General features: G+C 35.7%; 18 protein-coding genes and 1 tRNA gene (1 of these 19 cut by a window edge). 6 read left to right on the top strand and 13 right to left on the bottom strand.

Features of this window, described 5'->3' with window-relative positions; translation table 11 throughout:
* Positions 1-58: 58 nt before the first annotated feature.
* A complete protein-coding gene (bioA, locus tag HMPREF3129_RS08935) occupies positions 59-1,336 on the top strand; it encodes an adenosylmethionine--8-amino-7-oxononanoate transaminase (RefSeq protein WP_017827749.1) in 1,278 nt (425 codons plus the stop codon).
* Positions 1,337-1,392: 56 nt separating this feature from the next.
* Here bioA and pgl read toward each other — a convergent pair whose 3' ends face one another.
* Positions 1,393-2,382 (bottom strand): 6-phosphogluconolactonase, encoded by a 990-nt coding sequence (pgl, locus tag HMPREF3129_RS08940; protein WP_036919993.1) that lies wholly within the window; start codon positions 2,380-2,382, stop codon positions 1,393-1,395.
* 148 nt (positions 2,383-2,530) lie between these two features.
* Between pgl and HMPREF3129_RS08945 the strand changes: the two genes are divergently transcribed.
* Positions 2,531-3,352, top strand: coding sequence for a pyridoxal phosphatase (locus tag HMPREF3129_RS08945; RefSeq protein WP_012367674.1), 822 nt, complete (start codon positions 2,531-2,533; stop codon positions 3,350-3,352).
* Positions 3,353-3,421: 69 nt separating this feature from the next.
* Here the strand turns inward: HMPREF3129_RS08945 and modC are convergent, their stop codons facing one another.
* From modC to HMPREF3129_RS18325, 4 genes are all read right to left on the bottom strand, one after another.
* Positions 3,422-4,486, bottom strand: a complete 1,065-nt coding sequence (gene modC / locus HMPREF3129_RS08950; protein WP_004244454.1) for a molybdenum ABC transporter ATP-binding protein ModC — start codon at positions 4,484-4,486, stop codon at positions 3,422-3,424.
* The gene (modB, locus tag HMPREF3129_RS08955) at positions 4,480-5,172 is read right to left on the bottom strand and encodes a molybdate ABC transporter permease subunit (protein WP_004244453.1); all 693 of its coding nucleotides are present in this window, start codon (positions 5,170-5,172) and stop codon (positions 4,480-4,482) included. The genes modC and modB overlap by 7 nt, the downstream gene beginning before the upstream one ends.
* Positions 5,173-5,189: 17 nt before the next feature.
* A complete protein-coding gene (modA, locus tag HMPREF3129_RS08960) occupies positions 5,190-5,960 on the bottom strand; it encodes a molybdate ABC transporter substrate-binding protein (protein WP_004244452.1) in 771 nt (256 codons plus the stop codon).
* A 365-nt stretch (positions 5,961-6,325) separates the two neighbouring features.
* Positions 6,326-6,469, bottom strand: a complete 144-nt coding sequence (locus tag HMPREF3129_RS18325; protein WP_004247559.1) for an AcrZ family multidrug efflux pump-associated protein — start codon at positions 6,467-6,469, stop codon at positions 6,326-6,328.
* Between the two features lie 158 nt (positions 6,470-6,627).
* Between HMPREF3129_RS18325 and modE the strand changes: the two genes are divergently transcribed.
* Entirely contained in the window at positions 6,628-7,419 is a 792-nt protein-coding gene (gene modE, locus HMPREF3129_RS08965; protein WP_004244449.1) for a molybdenum-dependent transcriptional regulator, read from the top strand.
* 107 nt (positions 7,420-7,526) lie between these two features.
* Here the strand turns inward: modE and HMPREF3129_RS08970 are convergent, their stop codons facing one another.
* The 5 genes from HMPREF3129_RS08970 to HMPREF3129_RS08990 all read right to left on the bottom strand — a co-directional run bounded on the left by HMPREF3129_RS08970 (position 7,527) and on the right by HMPREF3129_RS08990 (position 15,864).
* Positions 7,527-7,769 (bottom strand): hypothetical protein, encoded by a 243-nt coding sequence (locus HMPREF3129_RS08970; protein ID WP_036919992.1) that lies wholly within the window; start codon positions 7,767-7,769, stop codon positions 7,527-7,529.
* A 162-nt stretch (positions 7,770-7,931) separates the two neighbouring features.
* Positions 7,932-8,264: a hypothetical protein gene (locus HMPREF3129_RS08975; protein ID WP_004252172.1), complete on the bottom strand. Its 333-nt coding sequence runs from the start codon at positions 8,262-8,264 to the stop codon at positions 7,932-7,934.
* Between the two features lie 149 nt (positions 8,265-8,413).
* A complete protein-coding gene (locus HMPREF3129_RS08980) occupies positions 8,414-8,920 on the bottom strand; it encodes a contact-dependent growth inhibition system immunity protein (RefSeq protein WP_036919990.1) in 507 nt (168 codons plus the stop codon).
* Positions 8,921-8,923: 3 nt separating this feature from the next.
* Positions 8,924-14,290: a two-partner secretion domain-containing protein gene (locus HMPREF3129_RS08985; RefSeq protein WP_036919989.1), complete on the bottom strand. Its 5,367-nt coding sequence runs from the start codon at positions 14,288-14,290 to the stop codon at positions 8,924-8,926.
* A 14-nt stretch (positions 14,291-14,304) separates the two neighbouring features.
* A complete protein-coding gene (locus HMPREF3129_RS08990; RefSeq protein ID WP_004252179.1) occupies positions 14,305-15,864 on the bottom strand; it encodes a ShlB/FhaC/HecB family hemolysin secretion/activation protein in 1,560 nt (519 codons plus the stop codon).
* Positions 15,865-16,039: 175 nt separating this feature from the next.
* On the opposite strand from HMPREF3129_RS08990, the gene modF reads away from it, so the two are divergent.
* Together modF and gpmA are read left to right on the top strand one after the other, a co-directional pair.
* Entirely contained in the window at positions 16,040-17,506 is a 1,467-nt protein-coding gene (gene modF / locus HMPREF3129_RS08995; RefSeq protein WP_036919988.1) for a molybdate ABC transporter ATP-binding protein ModF, read from the top strand.
* Positions 17,507-17,856: 350 nt separating this feature from the next.
* The gene (gpmA, locus tag HMPREF3129_RS09000) at positions 17,857-18,609 is read left to right on the top strand and encodes a 2,3-diphosphoglycerate-dependent phosphoglycerate mutase (RefSeq protein ID WP_004244443.1); all 753 of its coding nucleotides are present in this window, start codon (positions 17,857-17,859) and stop codon (positions 18,607-18,609) included.
* Between the two features lie 73 nt (positions 18,610-18,682).
* On the opposite strand, the gene aroG is transcribed toward gpmA, so the two are convergent.
* Complete coding sequence (gene aroG, locus HMPREF3129_RS09005) at positions 18,683-19,741, bottom strand: 3-deoxy-7-phosphoheptulonate synthase AroG (RefSeq protein ID WP_004244442.1); 1,059 nt, start codon at positions 19,739-19,741, stop codon at positions 18,683-18,685.
* A gap of 243 nt (positions 19,742-19,984) precedes the next feature.
* Complete coding sequence (pnuC, locus tag HMPREF3129_RS09010; protein ID WP_004244441.1) at positions 19,985-20,713, bottom strand: nicotinamide riboside transporter PnuC; 729 nt, start codon at positions 20,711-20,713, stop codon at positions 19,985-19,987.
* Between the two features lie 239 nt (positions 20,714-20,952).
* On the opposite strand from pnuC, the gene HMPREF3129_RS09015 reads away from it, so the two are divergent.
* Complete coding sequence (locus tag HMPREF3129_RS09015) at positions 20,953-21,843, top strand: aminoglycoside 6-adenylyltransferase (protein WP_036919987.1); 891 nt, start codon at positions 20,953-20,955, stop codon at positions 21,841-21,843.
* Positions 21,844-21,997: 154 nt separating this feature from the next.
* On the opposite strand, the gene HMPREF3129_RS09020 is transcribed toward HMPREF3129_RS09015, so the two are convergent.
* A tRNA-OTHER gene (locus tag HMPREF3129_RS09020) sits at positions 21,998-22,028 on the bottom strand; it runs 50 nt beyond the window's last position.

Genomic DNA, 22,028 nt, shown 5'->3' on the forward strand with positions numbered 1-22,028 from the left:
GTTATCATGTCAACTAAAATTGATCACGCTAGGTTTACATGATTAACTGGAAAGTAAAATGACACCCGATGATATTGCTTTTGATTTACGCCATATTTGGCACCCTTATACCTCGATGAGTAACCCATTACCGGCTTATCCAATCGTAAGTGCAAAAGGGGTTGAACTCACTTTAGCGAATGGCAAACAATTAATTGATGGTATGTCTTCATGGTGGGCTGCGATCCACGGCTATAACCACCCTGAACTCAATACGGCGGTAACAGAACAACTAGCAGCAATGTCCCATGTGATGTTTGGCGGTATCACCCATCCCCCAGCGGTTGCTCTATGTCGAAAACTATTGGCTATCACTCCCGCACCACTAGAGTGTATTTTCCTCGCTGATTCAGGCTCTGTAGCGGTTGAAGTGGCGATAAAAATGGCATTGCAATATTGGCAGGCAAAAGGTGAAAAACGCCAGCGCATTGTGGCATTAAAACGCGGTTATCATGGTGATACTTTTGGCGCGATGTCGGTGTGTGATCCTGACAATTCGATGCATAGTCTCTACAAAGGCTACCTGCCGAATCATCTGTTTGTCGAAGCGCCAAAAACCGGATTTTATCAACCGTGGGACGCTACTGATATAGACGCTTTACGCACCACATTAGCGCAACATCATCAACATATTGCCGCTGTGATGCTAGAGCCAATCGTCCAAGGGGCTGGTGGTATGCGCATATACCACCCAGAGTATTTAACACAAGCTCGAGCGTTATGTGATGAATTTAATGTGTTATTAATTGCCGATGAAATCGCCACTGGATTTGGCAGAACCGGTAAATTATTTGCTTGTGAACACGCGGGGATCTCCCCCGATATTATGTGTGTAGGTAAAGCATTAACAGGTGGTTATATGACGCTATCTGCCACGTTAACTACACGCCATATTGCCGATACTATCAGCCAAGGTGATGCAGGTTGCTTTATGCATGGCCCTACCTATATGGGGAATCCTCTTGCCTGTGCGGTGGCGAATGCTAGTTTATCGCTATTAGAACAAGGTCACTGGGTTAATCAAGTCGCCCAAATTGAAGCTCAACTTAAAACCGAATTATTACCCTTAAAGCAAGCAAAAAGCGTTAAAGATGTGCGGGTACTTGGTGCTATTGGTGTCGTAGAAATGGTTGAGCCAGTCAATATGGCTAAACTACAGAAATACTTTGTCGATGAAGGGGTTTGGATACGACCTTTTGGTCAACTGATTTATATTATGCCTCCTTATATTATATCACCTGAAAAGCTCACTAAACTCACTCAAGCAATTGAGAAAGCAGTTAATCTTACCAATTAATTATTTTGTTTTAATATCTCTAGCGGCATCATCTACCGCTAGAGAGCAAGCAATACTTATTTGGTGACTACAGTGACCCACATCGCCCCTTTTCCGACTGGATAACAAGCTAATTCCGTTAATGCGCCGGTTTGCCTATCAATACGAGAAACAGAGACAAAATCAGATTTCTGACCGCAAGAAATGAGATAATTTCCTGTATTATCAAGATTAAAACCGCGTGGTTGTGTCTGTGTTGTATAATGACCTACAGGTTGTAGATGATCCCCTGCTTCTGAAACTGCCATTACACTCATCAAGCTTTCCGAACGTTCACTGGCATAGAGGAAACGCCCGTCTGGGGTAATATGGATATCAGCGGCCCAACGTGTGCTATTGAAAGTTTCTGGCACAATATCGATGGTTTGCATTAAACGATAAAGATCACCCATACGGCGATAAACATTGATTGTTGCATCTAATTCATTAAGGCAATAAAACACTTCGCCATTAGGATTGAACGCTAAATGACGCGGCCCTGCATTTATTGCTGTGGTTAACTCTTCGCTACGCGCTTCACTTAAATGTCCCTCTTCTGAAAGATTAAATAGACGAATATGATCTTCACCTAAGCAGGGAACAATAAGCTGCTTGTTATGCCAATCAATATTAGAAGAGTGTGGTTTATTTAATCCTTCAATAAGTTGTATCGGCGCTTGAGCAATACCTTGTTGATTAATCGGCAATACCGCTAAGTTACCTTGGTGATAAGAAGGAACAAACAAAAAGCGTTCGGTTTTATCCAAGCACAAATGAACCGGCGCACTTGGAATTGCCGTTATTGCTTTTTGTTCTAACTGGCCATCAGGTGCGATTTCAAAGGTCACCACACTAAAATGAGGACGAATGCCAACATAAAGATGTTTTCCATCTGCACTAGCCACCATAGGTTGAACTTGTCCTGCAACCTCAACAACCTGCAGTAGATGCATCTCTCCCGCGCTATTTAATGTATACGCATGGATTTGATGACTCTCTGGACTTGCTACGTAGACTACCTGTTTCATCCTTTCTCCTTAAAATCGATTACCTATTGATTTATAAAGAATAATAACTTAACCAACTGATACCTGTCATGATTAAGCTAGTTTATCTTTGCTAGGTTAACGTGTAACATCAGCATCATTGCATCTTTATACTATCAAGGGGCTTATTATGTCGTATCGCGTTATTGCACTGGATCTTGATGGCACATTGCTTGATGACCAAAAACGTATCCTACCGGGATCTTTAACTGCTCTTAATCTTGCCAGAAAAGCGGGCGTTAAAGTACTCATTGTAACAGGTCGTCACCATGTTGCTATTCATCCATTCTATCAAGCGCTAGATCTTGATACACCCGCTATCTGTTGTAATGGTACTTATCTTTACGACTACCTCGGTAAAAAAGTGCTTGAATCTGATCCTTTAACCCCCGAAGAAACACGCGCGGTACTCGACTTGGTTAAACAAACCGATGTGCATCATTTAGTCTATGCAGATGATGCAATGATGTATGATCAACTTACCGCTGCCGTACAGCGTACACTTAATTGGGCTGATACTCTTCCTCTGGCACAACGCCCTAATTTAGTCAAAGTAGATGATTTTTACCAAGCAATGCATCATGTTGATTCTATCTGGAAAATAGCGACCACAACCCCCAATCACGATGAGTTACGTGCTTTAATCGAACAAGTAGAACAACAAGTCGGCTTAGAGTGTGAATGGTCTTGGGTCGATCAAGTTGATATCGCCAAGAAAGGTAATAGCAAAGGTCGCCGTTTACAGCGTTGGGTTGAAGCCAATGGCATGAAGATGAGTGATGTTATGGCGTTTGGTGATAACTTCAATGACTTAAGTATGTTAGAGCATGTTGGTTTAGGTGTTGCTATGGGCAACGCATCAGATGAGGTCAAAGCACGCGCTAAACTGGTGACTAAAAATAATAATCAGCCCGGTATTGCAGAGACTATTCATAAATATATATTGTCTTAAATACTTGCTATTCAAACAACAAAGCCTCATCTATGACGAGGCTTTATTTTTATAAATCAATAAAATAAATTAAAGATGGCGACTTAGTGAAATACTTTTTATTTGCGCATAAAGCCACTGCCCTTCTTGAATATTGAGTTCATCTCTCGCCCAAGGGGTGATCCGCGCCCATAAATAATTGCCATCATTAACCAGTTTCACATCTACCTGATCATCATGTTTGATCATTTCGACCACTTTCATATGTAATATATTACGGATACTACTATTTGATGGGCGAGTGGTAGTTAACGATACATCTGAAGCATCAATACGAACGCGCACATCGCGACCTATTTTTGCCTCTATTTGTGGCAACCACAGTACTTGATTACCAAAGGCGGTCGCCGTCATCGCATAATGGCTATGATGTTCAACGACCATAACATTTGCAACACTGCTTAACGTCTCTTTTTGTAACCAAGGGCGTAATGCGCTACTGGCCCAAACATCTTCTAACTTACCCATTGCCTTAATTTTTCCGGCATCCATAACAATCACATTATCAGCAAGTCGAATAATCTCATCTAGACTATGGCTCACATACAAAATAGGTATTTGTACATCTTGTGAAAGTTTTTCTAAATAGGGTAATAATTCACGCTTGCGGGGTAAATCAAGAGAGGCCAATGGTTCATCCATTAGCATAATATCGGGTGCAGTTAATAATGCACGTCCAATAGCCACACGTTGTTTTTCACCACCAGATAGCGTAATAGGAAAACGCGAAAGTAGATGTTCGATACCTAATAGATAAATAATTCTATCAAACTGTACTTTCATTGTTGGTGACATACCGTAAAGTAAATTTCCTTTTACGGTATAATGAGGAAATAGCCGTGCATCTTGAAATACATAGCCTACTTTGCGCTTTTCGGGTGGCAGATAAATTTTCTTCTCAATATCCACCAATGTGTGATTATTTAACACAATATGTCCTGAATCAGGTTTGGTTAAACCACCAATCACATTAATGAGCGACGTTTTACCTGCGCCAGATAAGCCAAATACCGCCGTGATACTTTCTGTTGGTAATTGAGTATTCACTTCCAGACACAAAGAGCCCAGTGTCTGTTTAAAATTCATCTCTAGCATACGCCCCCCAATCTTTTACGACCCCAACGAGTTAGCCACTCTGAAGCCATTAAAGAGACGAGCGCCAAAATAATTGCAATGACACATAAACGGGCGGCATCCATTTCTGCCCCCGGTGTTTCAATTAACGTATACATAGCCAAAGGGATCGTTCTGGTTTCCCCTGGAATATTGGAGACGAAAGTGATTGTGGCGCCAAATTCACCTAATGAGCGAGCAAAGGCCAATACGATCCCCGCAATAATGCCGGGCATAGATAATGGTAACGTTATAGTAAAAAAGACACGTAATGGTGATGCGCCTAATGTTCTTGCCGCTTGTTCCATACGTTGGTCGACAGCTTCTAGTGCTAGTCTAATTGCTCTTACCATCAGTGGAAATGCCACAACAGCTGAGGCAAGTGCCGCCCCTCGCCAACTGAAGGTAAAACTAAATCCAAACCAATTATATAGCCATTCACCAATAAATCCGCGTCTCCCCATGCTAATTAATAATAGATAACCAACAACAACGGGAGGTAAAACTAAAGGTAAATGAATAATGCTATCAAGCAATGATTTACCGGGAAAACGAACCCTAACTAATAGCCAAGCCATCAATATACCAAAAGGAAGACTAATTATTACTGCAATTGTCGATACCTTAAGGCTTAAAAGAATCGCTTGCCATTCGTATTCACTTAACATCTCCAAAAGTATAATTCCTAAAGTGGGCTAAAGCCGTATTTCTTAAAAATTTCTGCGGCTTGAGGTGTTTTTAGATAGTCATAAAAATCACGAACAGCTTTATTATCCTGTCCTTTTACAACTGCCATTGGATACTCAACAGGTTTGTGACTATCAGTTGGGAATACCCCAACCACTTTCACTTTGTCACTGGCAACAGCATCAGAGCCATAGACAATACCTAATGGTGCTTCATCTCGTTCAACTAATGCCATGCCGCTGCGAACATTATTAGTGCGTGCCATTTCCGGACTCACCACATCCCATGCACCTAAATATTCTAATGACTCTTTAGCATAGATACCAACAGGTACATGATCTGGATCACCCACAGCTAATTTTCCACCATTAAGTAAGGATTTCCATTTAGTATCCTTATTAATAACAACATTGTTTAATTTGCTATCTTTAGGGGCAATTAACACTAAGTCGTTACCTAATAATGTATGTCGTGAATCAGTCACCATTAAATTCTTATTAATAACATAATCCATCCACTGCTGATCGGCAGAAATAAATAGATTTGCAGGTGCTCCTTGCTCAATTTGGCGAGCAAGTGTTGAAGAGGATGCATAAGAAGCAACGACATCCGCTTGTTTTTCCTGTTTATATTGTGCCGAAATTTCATTAAGCGCATTAGTGAGAGAAGCCGCCGCAAATACCGTTATTTTTTCCGATGCCATACTTTGGCTCACTAAAGCAAAAGAGATAATCGCACCAGCCAGTAACTTACCTGATAATTTTTTCATGTTGAGTTCCACTTAAATAGGACAATAACCACGCTGTATATATCAAGATACAACGTAAAATGAAAGGATAAGTTGATTAAAATTGGTTATATATCAATAAATATAGCGATAAATAGGGAGACAAAAATGGCGATATCAATGGAGATAGAAATGCAATCAACAACGCGACAACTTGAAGTTAAATAGCTAACAGCTAAATACTCTAAATAATTCAAGGAATAGGGAGACAAAAGTAGAGATAGCAATGGAGATAGAAATTCAGTCAATACCGCGACAACTTGAAGTATGACGAGTATTTGAGGAGTATTTTAGGAGTATTAAAAACAGCCCTTCACAATAAAGGGCTGTTCTAAATAGAGGGGTAATTATGCTTTTTTATCAGCCTTTGACTGACTAGGTGAAATTAAGTTAAAAATCTCGCCTAAACCATAAATAATGCCCATGATAAGTACCATCACAACAGGTACCATCAAGAGAGCGAACCCTAAACTTTTCAATAATTCAAACATGATAACCTCTTTATCATGGTATATTCGGAAAGCCAGAGTTGGCATTTCTTCACGAATAACGAATAATAACGCTATAGTTGTATCTATTCTAGAGAATTATCGTTTTGTGTCGGCACAAAAAATGCGATAAACAGACAAACCAGAAGAAGCCTATCATTATGCAAGCAGAAATATTACTGACACTGAAACTTCAAGATAAGCTCTTTGCTGATCCACGCCGTGTTGCGCTGTTAAAACAAATTAAAGCAACAGGCTCAATTAGCCAAGGGGCGAAAATGGCGGGCATTAGTTATAAAAGTGCTTGGGACGCCATCAATGAAATGAATCAACTGGCTGACGAACTCCTGGTTGATAGAGCAACTGGCGGTAAAGGGGGTGGAGGCGCTACACTGACTCATTATTGTGAACGCTTACTACAACTTTATGATCTACTAGGACAAATTCAACAAAAAGCCTTTGATGTATTAAAAGACGATTCATTACCTTTAGACAGCCTTTTAGCGGCTATTTCACGTTTTTCGTTACAGACCAGTGCCAGAAACCAATTTTTTGGCACCATTATTGAACGCGATCACTTACAAGTACAACAACATGTTAATGTTCAGCTTGCTGATCAAAAAACGGTTATTCGCGCGGCGTTAACTGAAAAAAGCGCCGATCGTCTAAATCTTAAAGAAGGCAAAGAAGTACTCGTTTTAATTAAAGCGCCATGGGTCAATATAGAAAAAGGCGCCTCTGTAGCACAACAATATGACAATGCGCTATCAGGCACCCTAACCCAAATTGAAACGGGCAATGAAAATAGTGAATTAGTGGTAACGTTAGAAGGTGGACTAGAAGTGTGTGCGACTTGTTCTAACCAGCATGTTACACAACAAAAGCTACATATTAATGATACCGTAACAGCGTTATTTAATGCCGATCAGGTGATTATCGCCACATTATGTTAATTATTAGCATGATGGATTTTCAGTAAAAATAACACCATCACTTAATTGATATTTTAAAAATTATATTAAGTGATGGTTATATTTTAAAAATTGAATATGGAATAATTTTAGGTATTAATTAAATCTAATTTTGCACTATTCAAAATGGCCATAAAATCATCTAAATTAAATTTATGCTTCACATCTTCACTTAAATACCGACTATCATTAAAAAATTCAATTTCTATTTTATCCGCTCCACTATCTTTATTTAATTTACAAAGCATTTGTTTTTTATATGAAATTTCAACAGTAATATTCTTATATTTATTGTCACTTACAAAATCAATTTCAAAGTTAGAATCGATCATGAGTTATTACCTCTTTTAAGATCAAGAAAACCAGAAAAAGAACCATCTGCATTATATCGAACACCTTGCCCATTAGGTAATCTATATTCAATTCCACCTCTAGATAATTCGGTTTTAATTGTGGATGGGTTTTTCAATGATTTTTCTATAAATATCCTCAATTTAATTGGTTGGCCCATTCCATCGTAATTGATGTCGTAATTCATTAGGAACTAAATCAAATAACATTTTTATATACCTAACATTACCATCATATAATATACTTATTTTCGAACTGCATTTTTCAATATATGTTTTAGCTTGATAATTTAAAAATGAGATATCACTTTCATCAAAATCTTGACTAAGTATTTTTTTGGGTAAATTATGAATTAACTGTAACTCATAATAACAAGATTTATCTTTTGCTTTTGCTATCATTCCTCTGGACTGAATATTTCTTAATTGAGGTAAAATCCAATACATCATATCTATGTATATTTCATTTTTAGTCATATGCTATCACTTTATTTTTCTTGATCTACTATTGGTTTTATAGCAGTAATAGTTAGTTAAAATGTTATATTTATTTATAACACCTTGTATATATAACAAAAAATCACTTTATACATAGTATGAATAAAGTGATTTTATTTAATATCCATTTAAACTTTACAGCTAATACAACGTGTAAAAGCTTTTTTTATTGAAGCACCTAAAACCTCATCACTACAATTGGTTTTTAATGTAATAATTGCATTGTTAGGCATACTTTTACCAATCCAATGATCCAATCGTAAGTGATCATAAGGAATAATAGATATAATACCATCAGTCACATTCACATTACATAAGTTCATGTTTTTGAATAGTGTCGTTTTATTTTTATAATTACATTCTTTAATTATTTTTTTTACCCATTCAGAATATAATCCTTCGTTATTACGCATTTCATGATATTCAGATGAATTAGCATCTAATATTTCGCTTTGGATTAATGCATTTCTTGTAAAGAAACCCAAATCTGCATCAAATGGATCTTTGGATAAAACCTTATAACCTTTTTTAAAATCAATCAAATAAATACCGATTTTTGAAAGTGTTGTTATAATATAATAATCATTATTAAAATAGACACTTGCTCTTAAGGTATTTTTCTTTGATATAGACACTATTTATTCCTCAACTATTGTAATATTAACCTTAATATTTTTTGAAGATGCATTTTTAATAGAATTATTAATAGCATCCCATTGTTGTTTGGTTGTTCTTGCAGGAACACCTAATTCTAGAGTTTTTGATTTAATATCACTTGGTAAAATATCAACTCCTCCCTTTTTTTCTCCCGAATATTTATCTATAGTTGAAATATATGTATTTAGTGTATTTTCTATTGATTTTGGATTTTTAAGCCTTGATTCAGTTTGGGTATTTAATGTCTTTACACTAATATATTCATCTGTCTTATCATCATAATAGTCAAATGTTTTAGCGTTAAGATGTAATCGTTTCAGTCGTTTATTTGATAGCCCAATAAAATTTTCAAATGTCATTCCTTGCTCTGCTATTGTACCTTGGTACATCCATTTCATTGTGATTTTATTTCCTGATTTGTCAATAAAATAAATATCATTTCTTGGTATAAATTGCGTTTTATTGGCATTAAATCTAATAGGTCCATAAATTCTATTACCATTACGCTTAGTTATCGATGCTCCTAGTGCAATCACTGAAGTTAAATTTTCAAGTGTTACTTTATCCCATCCTGTAAAATCACTCGCATTTTCAATCCATTGATTTCTTGCAAAAATTTCACTATCTGTTAATTTATCAATTTCTGTATAAGTGAATAACTTAATATTTTCATAACCACTAAATAGTGGATAGTTTCCCCCAATCCTTGTTCTTTCTTTTGTTATCCAATAATCTGAAAGTAATGAATCTTCCTCATGTGTATGTGGGTATTTTTTCATTAAAGATTCATAATAATTTCTTTCTGATGAATTTAATGATTCCTGAGCAATACAATAAACTTTCCGACAAGATGCAGCTAATAAGCGTTCTAACTTATTTTTATCTCCATTGGCTAATTTATTAATTGCTTTTGTTTCTTCTAAATGAAGTTGTCTATTATAACGTTCTACTAATTCAGCCGAATTAGCCGCACTTATAACGCCCTCCGCTTTACCTGTTGCAACTAAACCAGCAAAAGCCCCCACCAAACGACTTTTTTGAGCTTGTTGTTCTCGCCACTGTTCTGTCTTAATTAAATTATCGTTGAGCGATATTGCCGCTATTTCTGCTGCCAAGGCGCCGGCTACTGCACCTGTTACACTGCCTCCTGCAATTTCAGCGCTCACTCCTGCAACAACAGAATGGCTTAAAACCTTTCCTGCATGCCCTAATATCGCACCGTTATCACCAATGAGATTGGCACCTTCAGCGTGAAATTGACTGCCGATATGGCTTAATAGCGCAGTTTTAAAATTATCAATAAAACTGCCACCTTGAATGGCTGTGCCCAGTGTAGAACTCACTACTGACTGTGAGGCAACGCGTTGAGCAACTTGAGTCCATGTGGCATTATCCGTCGCAAGCAACTTGCCTGTTGTCGGTAATGTTCCCCCCTGTATTGCTTGATCCCAAACCATAAATTGGTCAAGACCTTGCAAGGTGCCTGCAACGGCCATACTGGTGACAATGGATTTCACCGTATCACTGCGACTTAAGGAGCCAAATGTTTTAGAAATATTGCCTTGATTTTCGGCTAAAGAGACCGCAGCTTGCGAAACTAAAGAAGCAAAACCGGCTTGTGCCGCAACTGATGCCGTTGACGCAACCCCCGCAGAGGCTCCTGCAGCAATAGTTGCATTACTTGCCATTCCTCCTATTGAGGCAGCTGTTGCCGTACCATAAGTTGCAACCCCTACCGCGATGGCAATAACCGCACCAACAACTGGATTTAACTGCTGGGTTTTATCATCCCAACTGGAATAAGTGTCTTTCACTAAATTCCAATTAATATTTTCTTGACGTTGGAGCGCATTAAGCCAAGCATATTCTGGTGTGTTACTTAAGGCAGTTAATGCCTGCTCTAAAGATTGCTCTTTTTTGGCTTTAATATCTGCAGATATGCCTTTTGGCGCATCAATAGTCAGCTTTCCGCCAATATAGAGTTCAGGTAATAGCCATGTTCCCTTGGTGTATCCCTGATTACGTTGAGTGATATATATATCTTTTGAACGAGTAATAACTTGTTTAAAAGCAGTATCTTTCACCGCTTTAAAATTAATGCCTCCTGTTTTACTGGTTAATTTGGCATTCTTTGCTGTCTCTAATTTGCTTGCTTCTAAAGTGATATCATCTTTAGCAATTAAATTAATATCGTCATTAGCAATAAACTCGGTAACTTTATTCGTTGTGTTATTAAATGTTTTGGTATATTTCTTTTTAGTCGCACACAGTGTCCACCAATTACATTTTTTCTTTTCTTCTTCATAGTAACTGGATTCTTCCATTGCCTGTGCATAAAGAAATCCACCTTTAGCAGCAATATCCATCTTTTTATTAGCAGCCAATTGAGAGGCCTGAAATAAAATACTGCCCTCAGATAATAGTGTTAGATGATTACCGCTATTAATTTCAGTACTGACTTGTTTACGAAGTTCTTCTAACTCTGAGTCCGACTCTTTACGAAAATGTGTTCTTACTGATCCCAATTGGATATTGCCACCACTGGAAATAGCAATATCCCCCTCTGATTTAAGTGAACTTCCTTCTGTTGTGAGTGAGCCTGATGATGCAATAGAAATACCTTTATTTCCCATAATGGATGTGGTGGCATATTGAATGTCTTGCGCATCTTCGTGGGGATCTTTGATGGCGGAATAAGCATTTGCACCCAGTTTTATATTTCTACCCGCTAATACAATAACTTTATCTTTTGAATTTAATACTGTTGAACTTAAATCAATATCACGCGCGGCATTTAAAATAAGGTTATTATCTGAAAATAATTTAGATTGTAGTTGGGGGTAATGAATATCACTGAAAAAAGGAGCGGCTTCTTTTATTAATTTTGAGGCAAGAAAAATATCTTGTCCTGCATTAAAAGTTATTTCTTTGTTACTATAATATTTTATTCCCTGACTAACAATATCTTTACCAGCCATCAAGCTTATATTATTCTTACTTTTCCAAAGCCCCATATTAAATAAAAACGCTGGAATATATTGTTCATCTCTAAAAGTTGGCATTAGATTGAAAAATAAAGACTCATCACGTTTTATTTTAATATTCTCTAATGCTGATAAACTTTTTTCATTTGATTCATTAATTATTACATTTGAAATATAAATGTTTTTACCTGAATAAAAGTCTATTTTTTCAGACACATCAATAAATGGTGCCTTAATGCTATTCAGAGTATAAGAGGCTATAGGGCTAAATGAATAATTAATATCTCCATTCTTAGTTATGATGGAAAAATGCTTTGCCGTTACATCTATATTTTCAGAATTAACATTATCAATTGCTGTTAAATTTATAATATCACCAGATAATAAATTTGAATTACTTATATTTATATTTTTATTAGCAATAACAGATAAAGAGTTACTTGATTTTAAATTTAATGAGATATTTAAATTATTAGCATTTAATAGTATATTTTTAGCTAATATAGTACTTTCAAAATCAGATATTCTTCTATACTTTTTAATTTCTTTTTCTAAAAATGGAAATTTACGTTCTAACGCTATACTATCTTTAAAATCTAAAACTAAATTATTACCTGCTTTTATCATATATTCAGAAGCACTATCTACAATAAATTCATAATGACTTCCAGTTTTAGTAAAGGGAATAAAATGAACTATTTTTTGAAATTTAGTTTCATCAATATTATATTTATTTACATCATCTCGATAAAAAATATGAGCATTATCATGAGAATAAAGATCCCATTTATTAAGGTGTCCAAACCGATAATAGTATACTTTTGCATTGTTTCCCGTTGCGATAAGATCATTAGTTGCAAAAATATCAGATTGGGTATTAAAAAACTCGTTAGATTGTATATATAAATTTTTACCAGAATAAATAACACTAGGAACATACTTTTTATTCTTTTCAAATAATGAGCGTTCTACATTAACACCTCCATTATTTTTTAAATCTAATATATCAAACCACTTTTTATCAGAGAGTTCTTTTAATTCAGCAAGTAAAATAATTATAAGGAAATTATTCGTAGGACTATTGTAAGGATGAAGAAAATGAGTACCTATATTTATAGACGATGTAGAATCAGGCTCTTGCTTTATTTCTTTAAATAAAGGAGTAATAGATTCATTAACCAATTTCTTGGTTCTAATAATCAAATCACCCTTTTCTGTTTTTATGGTGGCTGATTGATTTTCAATTAAACTACTTGGTTCACCCTGTGCATTTTTTTGTATCCATAAATTATCTTTTGCTTGAATAAGCGCTTTTTCACCTTTATTAGTGAATTTATCTACGAATAAACGCATATCCTTTTCTGCGATAATATCACTATGATTCGTTAGCGTATTAGTTGCTAATGTAATATCTCTTTGCGCTTTTAAGCTGGCATTACTATTCATTTGTAGCGCTTTGCTACTAACATTAATATCTTGCTCAGATTGAATATTGCCATTAAAGGTAATTTTGCCATCAACTGTTAAATTGATACTATTTTGTTTTGTTTGAATATCAGTTAAATTAACACCGACCCCCTTTTCTGTGCTAACTAAGCGTATTTGATTGGCATACATTCCACCCAATGCTTTTGTATCAATAGCGACGGTCGGTTTTACACCTTCTCCATTAATGCTATTTACTGTCCCTTTGCCGAAATCAATATGGTTATTCCCTTGCATTAAAGAGAGATTTTTAGCATTTATCTTTCCATTTATTTCAATACTACGACTAATAATATCGGCATAATTTTGCAAATCGGCATTCATACCTTGCTTACCAATAACAATACTGCCTTTTTTTACTTCTAGTGCCGAATAGGTACCTTGAGGGCTAAATTGAGGCTTTCCCGTCGTGAGAGTAATTGATGGAGTATTAATAAATGAGCAACCATCACAACTAATTCCATTAGGATTAGCAATTAAAACATCCGCTTGTTGTCCTGCAACTTCTAATTTACCTAATAACTGTGAACGACTATTACCGACAACTTCATTAATAATTAAATTAGCCGTATTACCTTTTAAATTTTTATTAGCAGATATTTTTTTTGCTAATTGACTATTAGCATCAACTTGCGAATTATTAAGTACTGCCCCCTGTTTATTAACATTAAAGACATTAAACCTATTATGAGAAACACCACTGTCATTAGGTGTTGCAATATTAATAATAGGAATATTATTTTGCTGGTTTATTGTTATCGTTTTATCAGATGAAGTAATGACAGAGCCCCAAGCAGGATGCAATGGGTAAATAGCGGTTAAATAAATAACACAATAGCTTATTAAACGCTGTTTTCGCGAAATATCCTTTTTATGCATAAAAAATTCCTTATTTAAAGAGCAAAAGAAATTGACCAAGATAAAGACCATTGGTTAGCATTTGACCACTTTGGATAAATGAATGGTTTGTTTATCAATAGTTGTGAAGAAAAAGGGGAACGATAAAATGAAAGCCCCATAGCGCCAGCTAATAAAGACTGCTGCTTTGTTTCATATTGATCAGAATAGATAACGCCATAATCAACAGCTGTAATAAAACGCCATTGACCTAAAAATGAATTTATCCATGGTGTATTAATTTCATTACGCCAATAAAGTCCTCTATTGGCACTAAGCTTATTTTGTTTAGCACCACGAACTGCATTTAATCCATCTATGGTTATTTTTTCCACACTATAAAGATTATCAGATGTATATTGACCATAAAAAGACGTAATATAGGAGACAGAGTAAGGAAATAAATATTGATAATGTATATTTAGACTCAATTTTCTATAGTGGCTTCGGGGTGAGTTTTCAGCAATATAATCAGGTGATGCCCCAAAAAAAGACAACCCAATTTCTGCTGATGGATTAATAGATAAATAACCTGATGTCAGATTAAAATGATATTGAGGGGCTAATGATAATGATGTTAATGTTGGGCTATTGATTAATATCGGCTGTTTGGCTAATTCCGTTCTTACTTTTTTATGCTTTAATATGCCTTTTAATATTATCTTCTTCTTACTATCCCGATAAAGTAAACGACTAATATCAACTTGCTGATTAGTATTTATACTTTTATAGATATATTGATTACTATAACTTTTAATAAAATGAGAAGAACGGTTATAAGATAACTGATATTGATAAAACCAATAGCCATAGGGAATGTTTATACTCGCTGTATAGCCTCTATAATAATGTGAATGTAATAAATCTGTATTACTGTTTAAGGAGAGATCCCACTGCTCTCCAAATCCAAATAACGAATCTATTGTTGTGGTATTCGTCAGTAAAATTTCACCTGTTGCTTTTGAACCTGAATTATCAATAGTAAGTTGATTTCTGAAAGGATGCGTTTTGTTTTTCTTATAAATAAAAATAGTCGAGTATCCTATCCTGTCACTAGGTTGAATATCTAATCTATATTGTGATGTTGTTAATCGATTAAGTTGTTCAAGCCCATGCTCTAACTCACGTAAATTAAGTCGTTTATCTTGATATGAAGGAAATAGAATATCAACCATGGGAGAAGTCATGTTATCAATAAAGATTGATTTTATCTTTCCTTCAATTACGTTAATGGTTAATTGATGATTTGAGAGATCTTGATCGGCAATAAAAGCTTGTGAAGTAATATAGCCTTTTTCAATATACGCATTAGTCATTGATTTAATGATATGTTGCATATCACTTAATGTTAAACATTTATTTATATATTTAGATATTAATTCTTTTTGTGCCTTATTAGTTAATAAACCATTCCTTTCTATTTTTATTTCATTAATTAAGAAGCAATTATTTACATTATTATTTATTTCTGCAAAAGTTATCTTACTTATCGTTAATAAAAATAGCGCCATTAATCCTAATAAATAGTTAATACATTCCCTTTTAATGTTATTCATATAAACGAGTCCTTATGTTTTTATTAAAATAACATAAATAATCTTGCCCATCTTTTATCTTTTTTATTCTCTCTGCACTATTTTTACTTAAGCGATCAGCAACAAATATTGACAAGTTTTAATTAAACCGATATTGGTAAGTATTCTACTTGTAATAAAAATAAGGATAATAATAATGAAGTACTTGCAACTCACAAAAACACAGTTTCGCTTAAGTGATACACTCTGCTTGCATATCGATGATTTAACTATCAATGAAGGAGAAAGTTGGGCATTCGTTGGTAGCAATGGTAGTGGTAAAACGGCGCTCGCTAATACATTATGCCAAGAGGGGATTTTATTATCGGGTGAGCTTATTAATAGGTTTACTCGTCCGATTAATCTCTCTTTTGAAAAATTACAAAAAATGATAGAGGAAGAGTGGCTGCGTAACAATACAGACTTATTAAGTGAAGATGAGGATGATACGGGATTAACCGTGGCTCAGGTGATCCAAATGCAGGTAAAAGATAATGATCGCTGCCTGTTATTAGCAAAACAATTTGGTATTGATGCACTTTTATCAAGGCGTTTTAAATATCTTTCAACGGGAGAGTCTCGTAAGGTACTGCTTATTCAGTTATTGATGAATAAACCTGATCTATTAATTTTAGATGAACCTTTTGATGGTTTAGATATTGACTCTCGTCGTACATTAAGTGAGTTACTTTCATCACTACATCAACAAAAGCTAACGATTGTTCTTATTTTAAATCGCTTTAATGATATTCCTGATTTTGTGCAAAATGCTGGCTTATTGATTGACTGTAAACTCGTGGCACAAGGTAAAAAAAGTGATATTTTATCAGACTCAGTAATTGCGCAATTATCTCACAGTGAAACACTTGAAAATCTGATCTTACCCGCCTCAGACTCCGTTGATGCAGTTCCTACCTTACCACCAACGCTTTCCCCTATTATACTTAAGGATGGCGTGGTCAGTTATAATGATAAACCTGTGCTCCATCACTTAACCTGGGAAGTTAAACCACAACAACATTGGCAAATATTAGGTCCTAATGGCGCAGGAAAATCGACCTTATTAAGCTTAATCACAGGAGATCATCCTCAGGGCTATAGCAATGATTTAACACTATTTGGTCGTAAAAGAGGCAGTGGTGAAACCATTTGGGAGATCAAACGCCATATTGGTTATGTTAGTAATGCCTTACATCAAAGCTATCGCGTCTCTTCAAGTGTGAAAAATGTGATTATTTCTGGTTTTCATGACTCTATTGGTATTTATCAAGCCGTTACCGATAAACAGCAAAAATTAGCGGATGAATGGCTAACACTAATTGGTTTAACTGCACTCGCTAACCATCCTTTTCACTCACTTTCATGGGGACAACAGCGTCTAGTATTAATTGTAAGAGCATTGGTTAAACACCCGACATTATTGATCCTCGATGAACCACTACAAGGATTAGATACAACCAATAGACTATTAGTACAGCGCTTTATTGATATCATGATAAGCCATAGCAATACTCAACTACTGTTTGTCAGTCATCATCAAGAAGATGCACCTCACTGTATTACCCATCAACTGATTTTTATTAAAGAAGGAGATATCTATCGTTACCAACAACAACCCTGTTAACTAGATATAGGCTATTTTTAAGGTAAGATACATCATCACACTGAAGAAAAGGGTATTTGTTATCGATAGATGGCGATGATTTTAACGATAGATTTAGAGAGCATATTTTTTACTGATAATTATCCAGAATCGGCTTTTCGTTTCTTTTCACCGATCCCGTTAAATTAATAGCTTGATCGATTAAGCAAAAGGTGTAATAACTGTGTAATATTTCATCAAACAATCGTCATTTTTGACATAATCCCCCTAGTTTTGTTAGTTATGTTTGGCGTTCTTGTTGATGATCCATATAATGATTGCAGTCCTGATTTTAAACTTATATTAAGAAAGTAATTATAGGAGTCTAAACTATGGCAGTAACTAAGCTTGTGCTAGTTCGACACGGTGAAAGTGTATGGAACAAAGAAAACCGTTTTACAGGCTGGACTGACGTTGAATTGTCAGATAAAGGCCGTAATGAAGCGCAAGAAGCAGGTAAACTGCTGAAGGCTGAAGGTTTTACTTTTGACTACGCATATACTTCTGTACTAAAACGTGCAATCCACACTCTGTGGAACATTCTTGATGAAGTTGATCAACAATGGCTGCCAGTAGAGAAAAGCTGGAAACTAAACGAACGTCACTACGGTGCATTACAAGGCTTAAACAAAGCTGAAACAGCTGAAAAATACGGTGACGAGCAAGTTAAACAATGGCGTCGTGGTTTTGCGGTTACCCCACCAGAGTTAACTAAAGATGATGATCGCTTCCCAGGTAAAGATCCACGTTATGCATCTTTAACTGAAGCTGAACTGCCATTAACAGAAAGCTTAGCGTTAACTATCGACCGTGTAACACCATATTGGGAAGAAGTCATTAAACCTCGCGTTGCTTCAGGTGATAAAGTGATTATTGCCGCTCACGGTAACTCACTGCGCGCTCTGGTTAAATACCTAGACAATATGAGTGAAGAAGAAATTCTTGAACTGAATATCCCAACAGCAGTACCTTTAGTTTACGAATTTGATGAAAATATGAAACCAATCAAACGTTACTACTTAGGTAATGCAGAAGAAATCGCAGCAAAAGCCGCGGCTGTTGCTAACCAAGGTAAAGCAAAATAATTTTACTTTTACTTTGAATTAGATAAAAAAAATGCCACTTTTGAGTGGCATTTTTATTAATAAAAACAGACTATTATGATTTATTACGACGAGTAGCGACTGCATCGGCTAATTGGCGTAATAACGTTTCTGTATCATCCCACCCAATACAAGCATCTGTGACACTTTTACCGTATACCAAAGGTTCACCACTTTCTAATGATTGATTGCCCTCTTCTAAATGACTTTCAACCATTACACCAATTAAAGCTTTTTCTCCTGCGCTAATTTGTTGGCAAATATCGGCACCAACCTCCATTTGTTTCTTAAATTGTTTACAGCTATTGGCGTGGCTAAAATCAACCATAACATTTTGGGGTAATCCTGCTTTTTTCAGACCTTCTTTTACGGCAGCAACATGTTCTGCACTGTAATTAGGCTCTTTACCGCCCCGTAAAATAATATGGCAATCTTTATTCCCTGCAGTACGAACTATCGCTGAGTGACCCCATTTAGTTACTGATAAGAAACAGTGTGGAGAGCCTGCAGCATTGATGGCATCAATCGCCACTTTAATTGTGCCATCTGTGCCATTTTTAAAACCAACAGGACAAGATAGTCCGGAGGATAATTCTCTATGCACTTGAGATTCTGTTGTTCGAGCACCAATAGCTCCCCAACTCATCAAATCAGCGACATATTGTGGGGTTATCATATCTAAAAACTCGCCAGCCGTTGGTAATCCACTATCATTGATGGTTAATAGCAAACGACGAGCAATGCGTAATCCTTCATTAATATCAAAGGTACAGTCCATATGTGGATCATTTATCAGCCCTTTCCAACCGACTGTGGTACGTGGTTTTTCAAAATAAACTCGCATCACAATTTCAAGTTTATCTTTCAGCTCTTCTCTTAATAAATTTAAACGCTGAGCATATTCCAGTGCCGCGTTAGGATCATGAATAGAGCAAGGCCCAATCACCACTAATAGGCGATCATCTTTTCCAGCAAGGATTTGATGAATAGCTTCACGGGCATGACGAACTGTAAACGCCGCATTGTCAGTGGCTGGAAACTTTTCCAATAATGCCACTGGCGGTAAAAGTTCATTGATTTGTGTTATTTTAAGATCATCATTCTGGTAATTCATTCCCGTGTTCCACTCTATTATTATCTAGTCAATATGATTTCTGTTTCTTCAATCTAACCATTCGTTTTCTCTCTGTAAACACCCTTAAGAGCCTAAACAGCCCATGACGATAGATAACAAAAACATCGAAAACAAGTAATAGCACCATTAAGTAAAATAATGATTTGAAATTGCCTAGAATAGAAGAATAAACACAACGAATAGCAAGGCTGGAGAGAAATATAACTCTACCAGCCTTTTTTATTATGAGAGATAATTATTTTTATTTGAATGCTTTGCTGATTTGATCCACAAACGAGAGCCATTAATAGCGATAGCCAATAAGATGATATATTCAATAGACATGGCATAAACACCCTGTTTATAAAATATAACAATACTAATGACATTAATAACAGACCAAATTAACCAGTTTTCTACCAATTTGCGTGTCATTAAGATCATAGCCACAATGGAGAGTACCGTCATTGTTGAATCCCAGAATGGGTAAGCATCTGGCTCGATAGCAGGTGTGGCTAAATTTGCCCCGAAGACATTTAAGATATCAACAGCAATAACTGCTAAATAGCCAAAAACGGTATCAATATTAAACGTTAGCGCAATAATGGCAGCAATGGAGACAATGATTAATACGATTTGTTGGCCCGGCTTTAACCAACGTATTTTCAATTCTGCTTGTTCAAAATCATTCACTCTACTCCATGCATACCAACCATAAATATTGGCAGCAAAGAAGAAAATTTGTAGCAGTAGACTGGCATATAACTGGATCTGGAAAAAAATAATGGCGAATAAAGTGACATTAATTAACCCAAATAAATAGTTAATGATCTTTTCCTGGCTCGCAAGCCATATACATAATAATCCAGCAATAGTCCCTATAGCTTCAATCCATGAGAGTGGATAGCCTTCTTTTCCTAATGGAATATTGACTAAAATATTATTGATACTAAACCAACTAATGACATCCATTTGACAACCCCGACTTAATCATAGAAAAAACAAATAAAATATGGGTTATTGCGACATTGTTGCAAAGTGATAAAGATATATATACATTCCTATCAATGATAGCACTTAGTTTAAAATATTAAACAAAATGCCATTTATTTACCATAAAAAACAAAAAGTGTTTTATATAATAAATATGCTATTTTTTTATTCATACTTACAACAAATAACTTTATCTACTATAACAACTAGAGAGAAATATGGAGCCAATCACCCGCTTAATCGATCGCATGTTATCTTTTGCATTACTTGATCCTCGAATTGAGGCTGTGGTATTAACAGGCTCAGTGGGTCGTAATAAGAAGATAGACAGCTATTCTGATATTGATATAGAGCTTATTGGTCACGGTGCGACTGAGCTAGCAAAAAACCAACATTGGCTATCACAATTTGGTAAACACCTCGTCTCTTTAGCAACAGAATGTGAAGATCCGAACGGCATTCGCTGGCCAATCTATTTGCACGTATTAGCTCAAGGCCGAAAAATGGATATTTTGATGGCAGAGCCTGAAAGAATTATCAATATGAAACAAAATGGTCTAAGTCCAGTTTATCAACGAGGCTATCGTGTTTTACTTGATAAAACAGGTTTATGTGACCAACTTCCAGAAATTAGCACTGTAACTCCCCCAGCCCTTTCCATAGAGCAAGCTGATGCCTTGGCTCAAGAGTTTTGGTTTGAAGCCACACAAATCGCTATAGCTATCTTACGTAATGAATTTTGGTTCGCTGAATATCGTATGAGTGATATAAGGGAATGGTTGATCCGTTTACTAGAGCAAGTTGCTCTGCAAACATCAATACAAGATGTCTGGTACCAAGGCAAAAACTTACGGGAGTGGTTACCTAAGTTTTATTCATTACGTTCATTAGAAAGCACACTGGCCATGAGTACCCCTTATGAAGCAGCGGCTGCATTAAGTATTATCATGGCTTTTTTTATTGATGCATCAAAGCGTTTTGGTTTGTCGATAGAAAAGGCAACACAAGCACAAATACTCATTAGCGATTGGTTTATTGATAATGAACTATTAACTGAAAATGAATATTACCAAATAACCACTTCCATTATTTGTCATTATCCAACTTAAGTGAGATCAGATAGTTTTTTCAGCAATGGAGAAGCTATCTATTTACATCCTCTATTTGAGTACTCGAGTAATAAATACAAAAACGAGTTATAGAGAGCATTTTTAGATAGAATGAGAATGGCGTGTGATAAAAGACTAGAAAAGCATATTGAAATGGTGGGTCGTGGGCGACTCGAACGCCCGAC

Source organism: Proteus sp. HMSC14B05 (assembly GCF_001808035.1).
GTDB classification, from domain to species: domain Bacteria; phylum Pseudomonadota; class Gammaproteobacteria; order Enterobacterales; family Enterobacteriaceae; genus Proteus; species Proteus mirabilis.

What these genes read in the sequence shown, in the direction of transcription:
- pgl (WP_036919993.1), bottom strand. Translation starts at nt 2,382, where the DNA reads ATGAAACAGGTAGTCTACGTAGCAAGTCCAGAGAGTCATCAAATCCAT.
- bioA (WP_017827749.1), top strand. Translation starts at nt 59, where the DNA reads ATGACACCCGATGATATTGCTTTTGATTTACGCCATATTTGGCACCCT.
- modE (WP_004244449.1), top strand. Translation starts at nt 6,628, where the DNA reads ATGCAAGCAGAAATATTACTGACACTGAAACTTCAAGATAAGCTCTTT.
- modB (WP_004244453.1), bottom strand. Translation starts at nt 5,172, where the DNA reads ATGTTAAGTGAATACGAATGGCAAGCGATTCTTTTAAGCCTTAAGGTA.
- HMPREF3129_RS18325 (WP_004247559.1), bottom strand. Translation starts at nt 6,469, where the DNA reads ATGTTTGAATTATTGAAAAGTTTAGGGTTCGCTCTCTTGATGGTACCT.
- HMPREF3129_RS08990 (WP_004252179.1), bottom strand. Translation starts at nt 15,864, where the DNA reads ATGAATAACATTAAAAGGGAATGTATTAACTATTTATTAGGATTAATG.
- HMPREF3129_RS08970 (WP_036919992.1), bottom strand. Translation starts at nt 7,769, where the DNA reads ATGATCGATTCTAACTTTGAAATTGATTTTGTAAGTGACAATAAATAT.
- HMPREF3129_RS08945 (WP_012367674.1), top strand. Translation starts at nt 2,531, where the DNA reads ATGTCGTATCGCGTTATTGCACTGGATCTTGATGGCACATTGCTTGAT.
- modA (WP_004244452.1), bottom strand. Translation starts at nt 5,960, where the DNA reads ATGAAAAAATTATCAGGTAAGTTACTGGCTGGTGCGATTATCTCTTTT.
- HMPREF3129_RS08985 (WP_036919989.1), bottom strand. Translation starts at nt 14,290, where the DNA reads ATGCATAAAAAGGATATTTCGCGAAAACAGCGTTTAATAAGCTATTGT.
- HMPREF3129_RS08975 (WP_004252172.1), bottom strand. Translation starts at nt 8,264, where the DNA reads ATGACTAAAAATGAAATATACATAGATATGATGTATTGGATTTTACCT.
- modC (WP_004244454.1), bottom strand. Translation starts at nt 4,486, where the DNA reads ATGCTAGAGATGAATTTTAAACAGACACTGGGCTCTTTGTGTCTGGAA.
- HMPREF3129_RS09015 (WP_036919987.1), top strand. Translation starts at nt 20,953, where the DNA reads ATGGAGCCAATCACCCGCTTAATCGATCGCATGTTATCTTTTGCATTA.
- pnuC (WP_004244441.1), bottom strand. Translation starts at nt 20,713, where the DNA reads ATGGATGTCATTAGTTGGTTTAGTATCAATAATATTTTAGTCAATATT.
- aroG (WP_004244442.1), bottom strand. Translation starts at nt 19,741, where the DNA reads ATGAATTACCAGAATGATGATCTTAAAATAACACAAATCAATGAACTT.
- gpmA (WP_004244443.1), top strand. Translation starts at nt 17,857, where the DNA reads ATGGCAGTAACTAAGCTTGTGCTAGTTCGACACGGTGAAAGTGTATGG.
- modF (WP_036919988.1), top strand. Translation starts at nt 16,040, where the DNA reads ATGAAGTACTTGCAACTCACAAAAACACAGTTTCGCTTAAGTGATACA.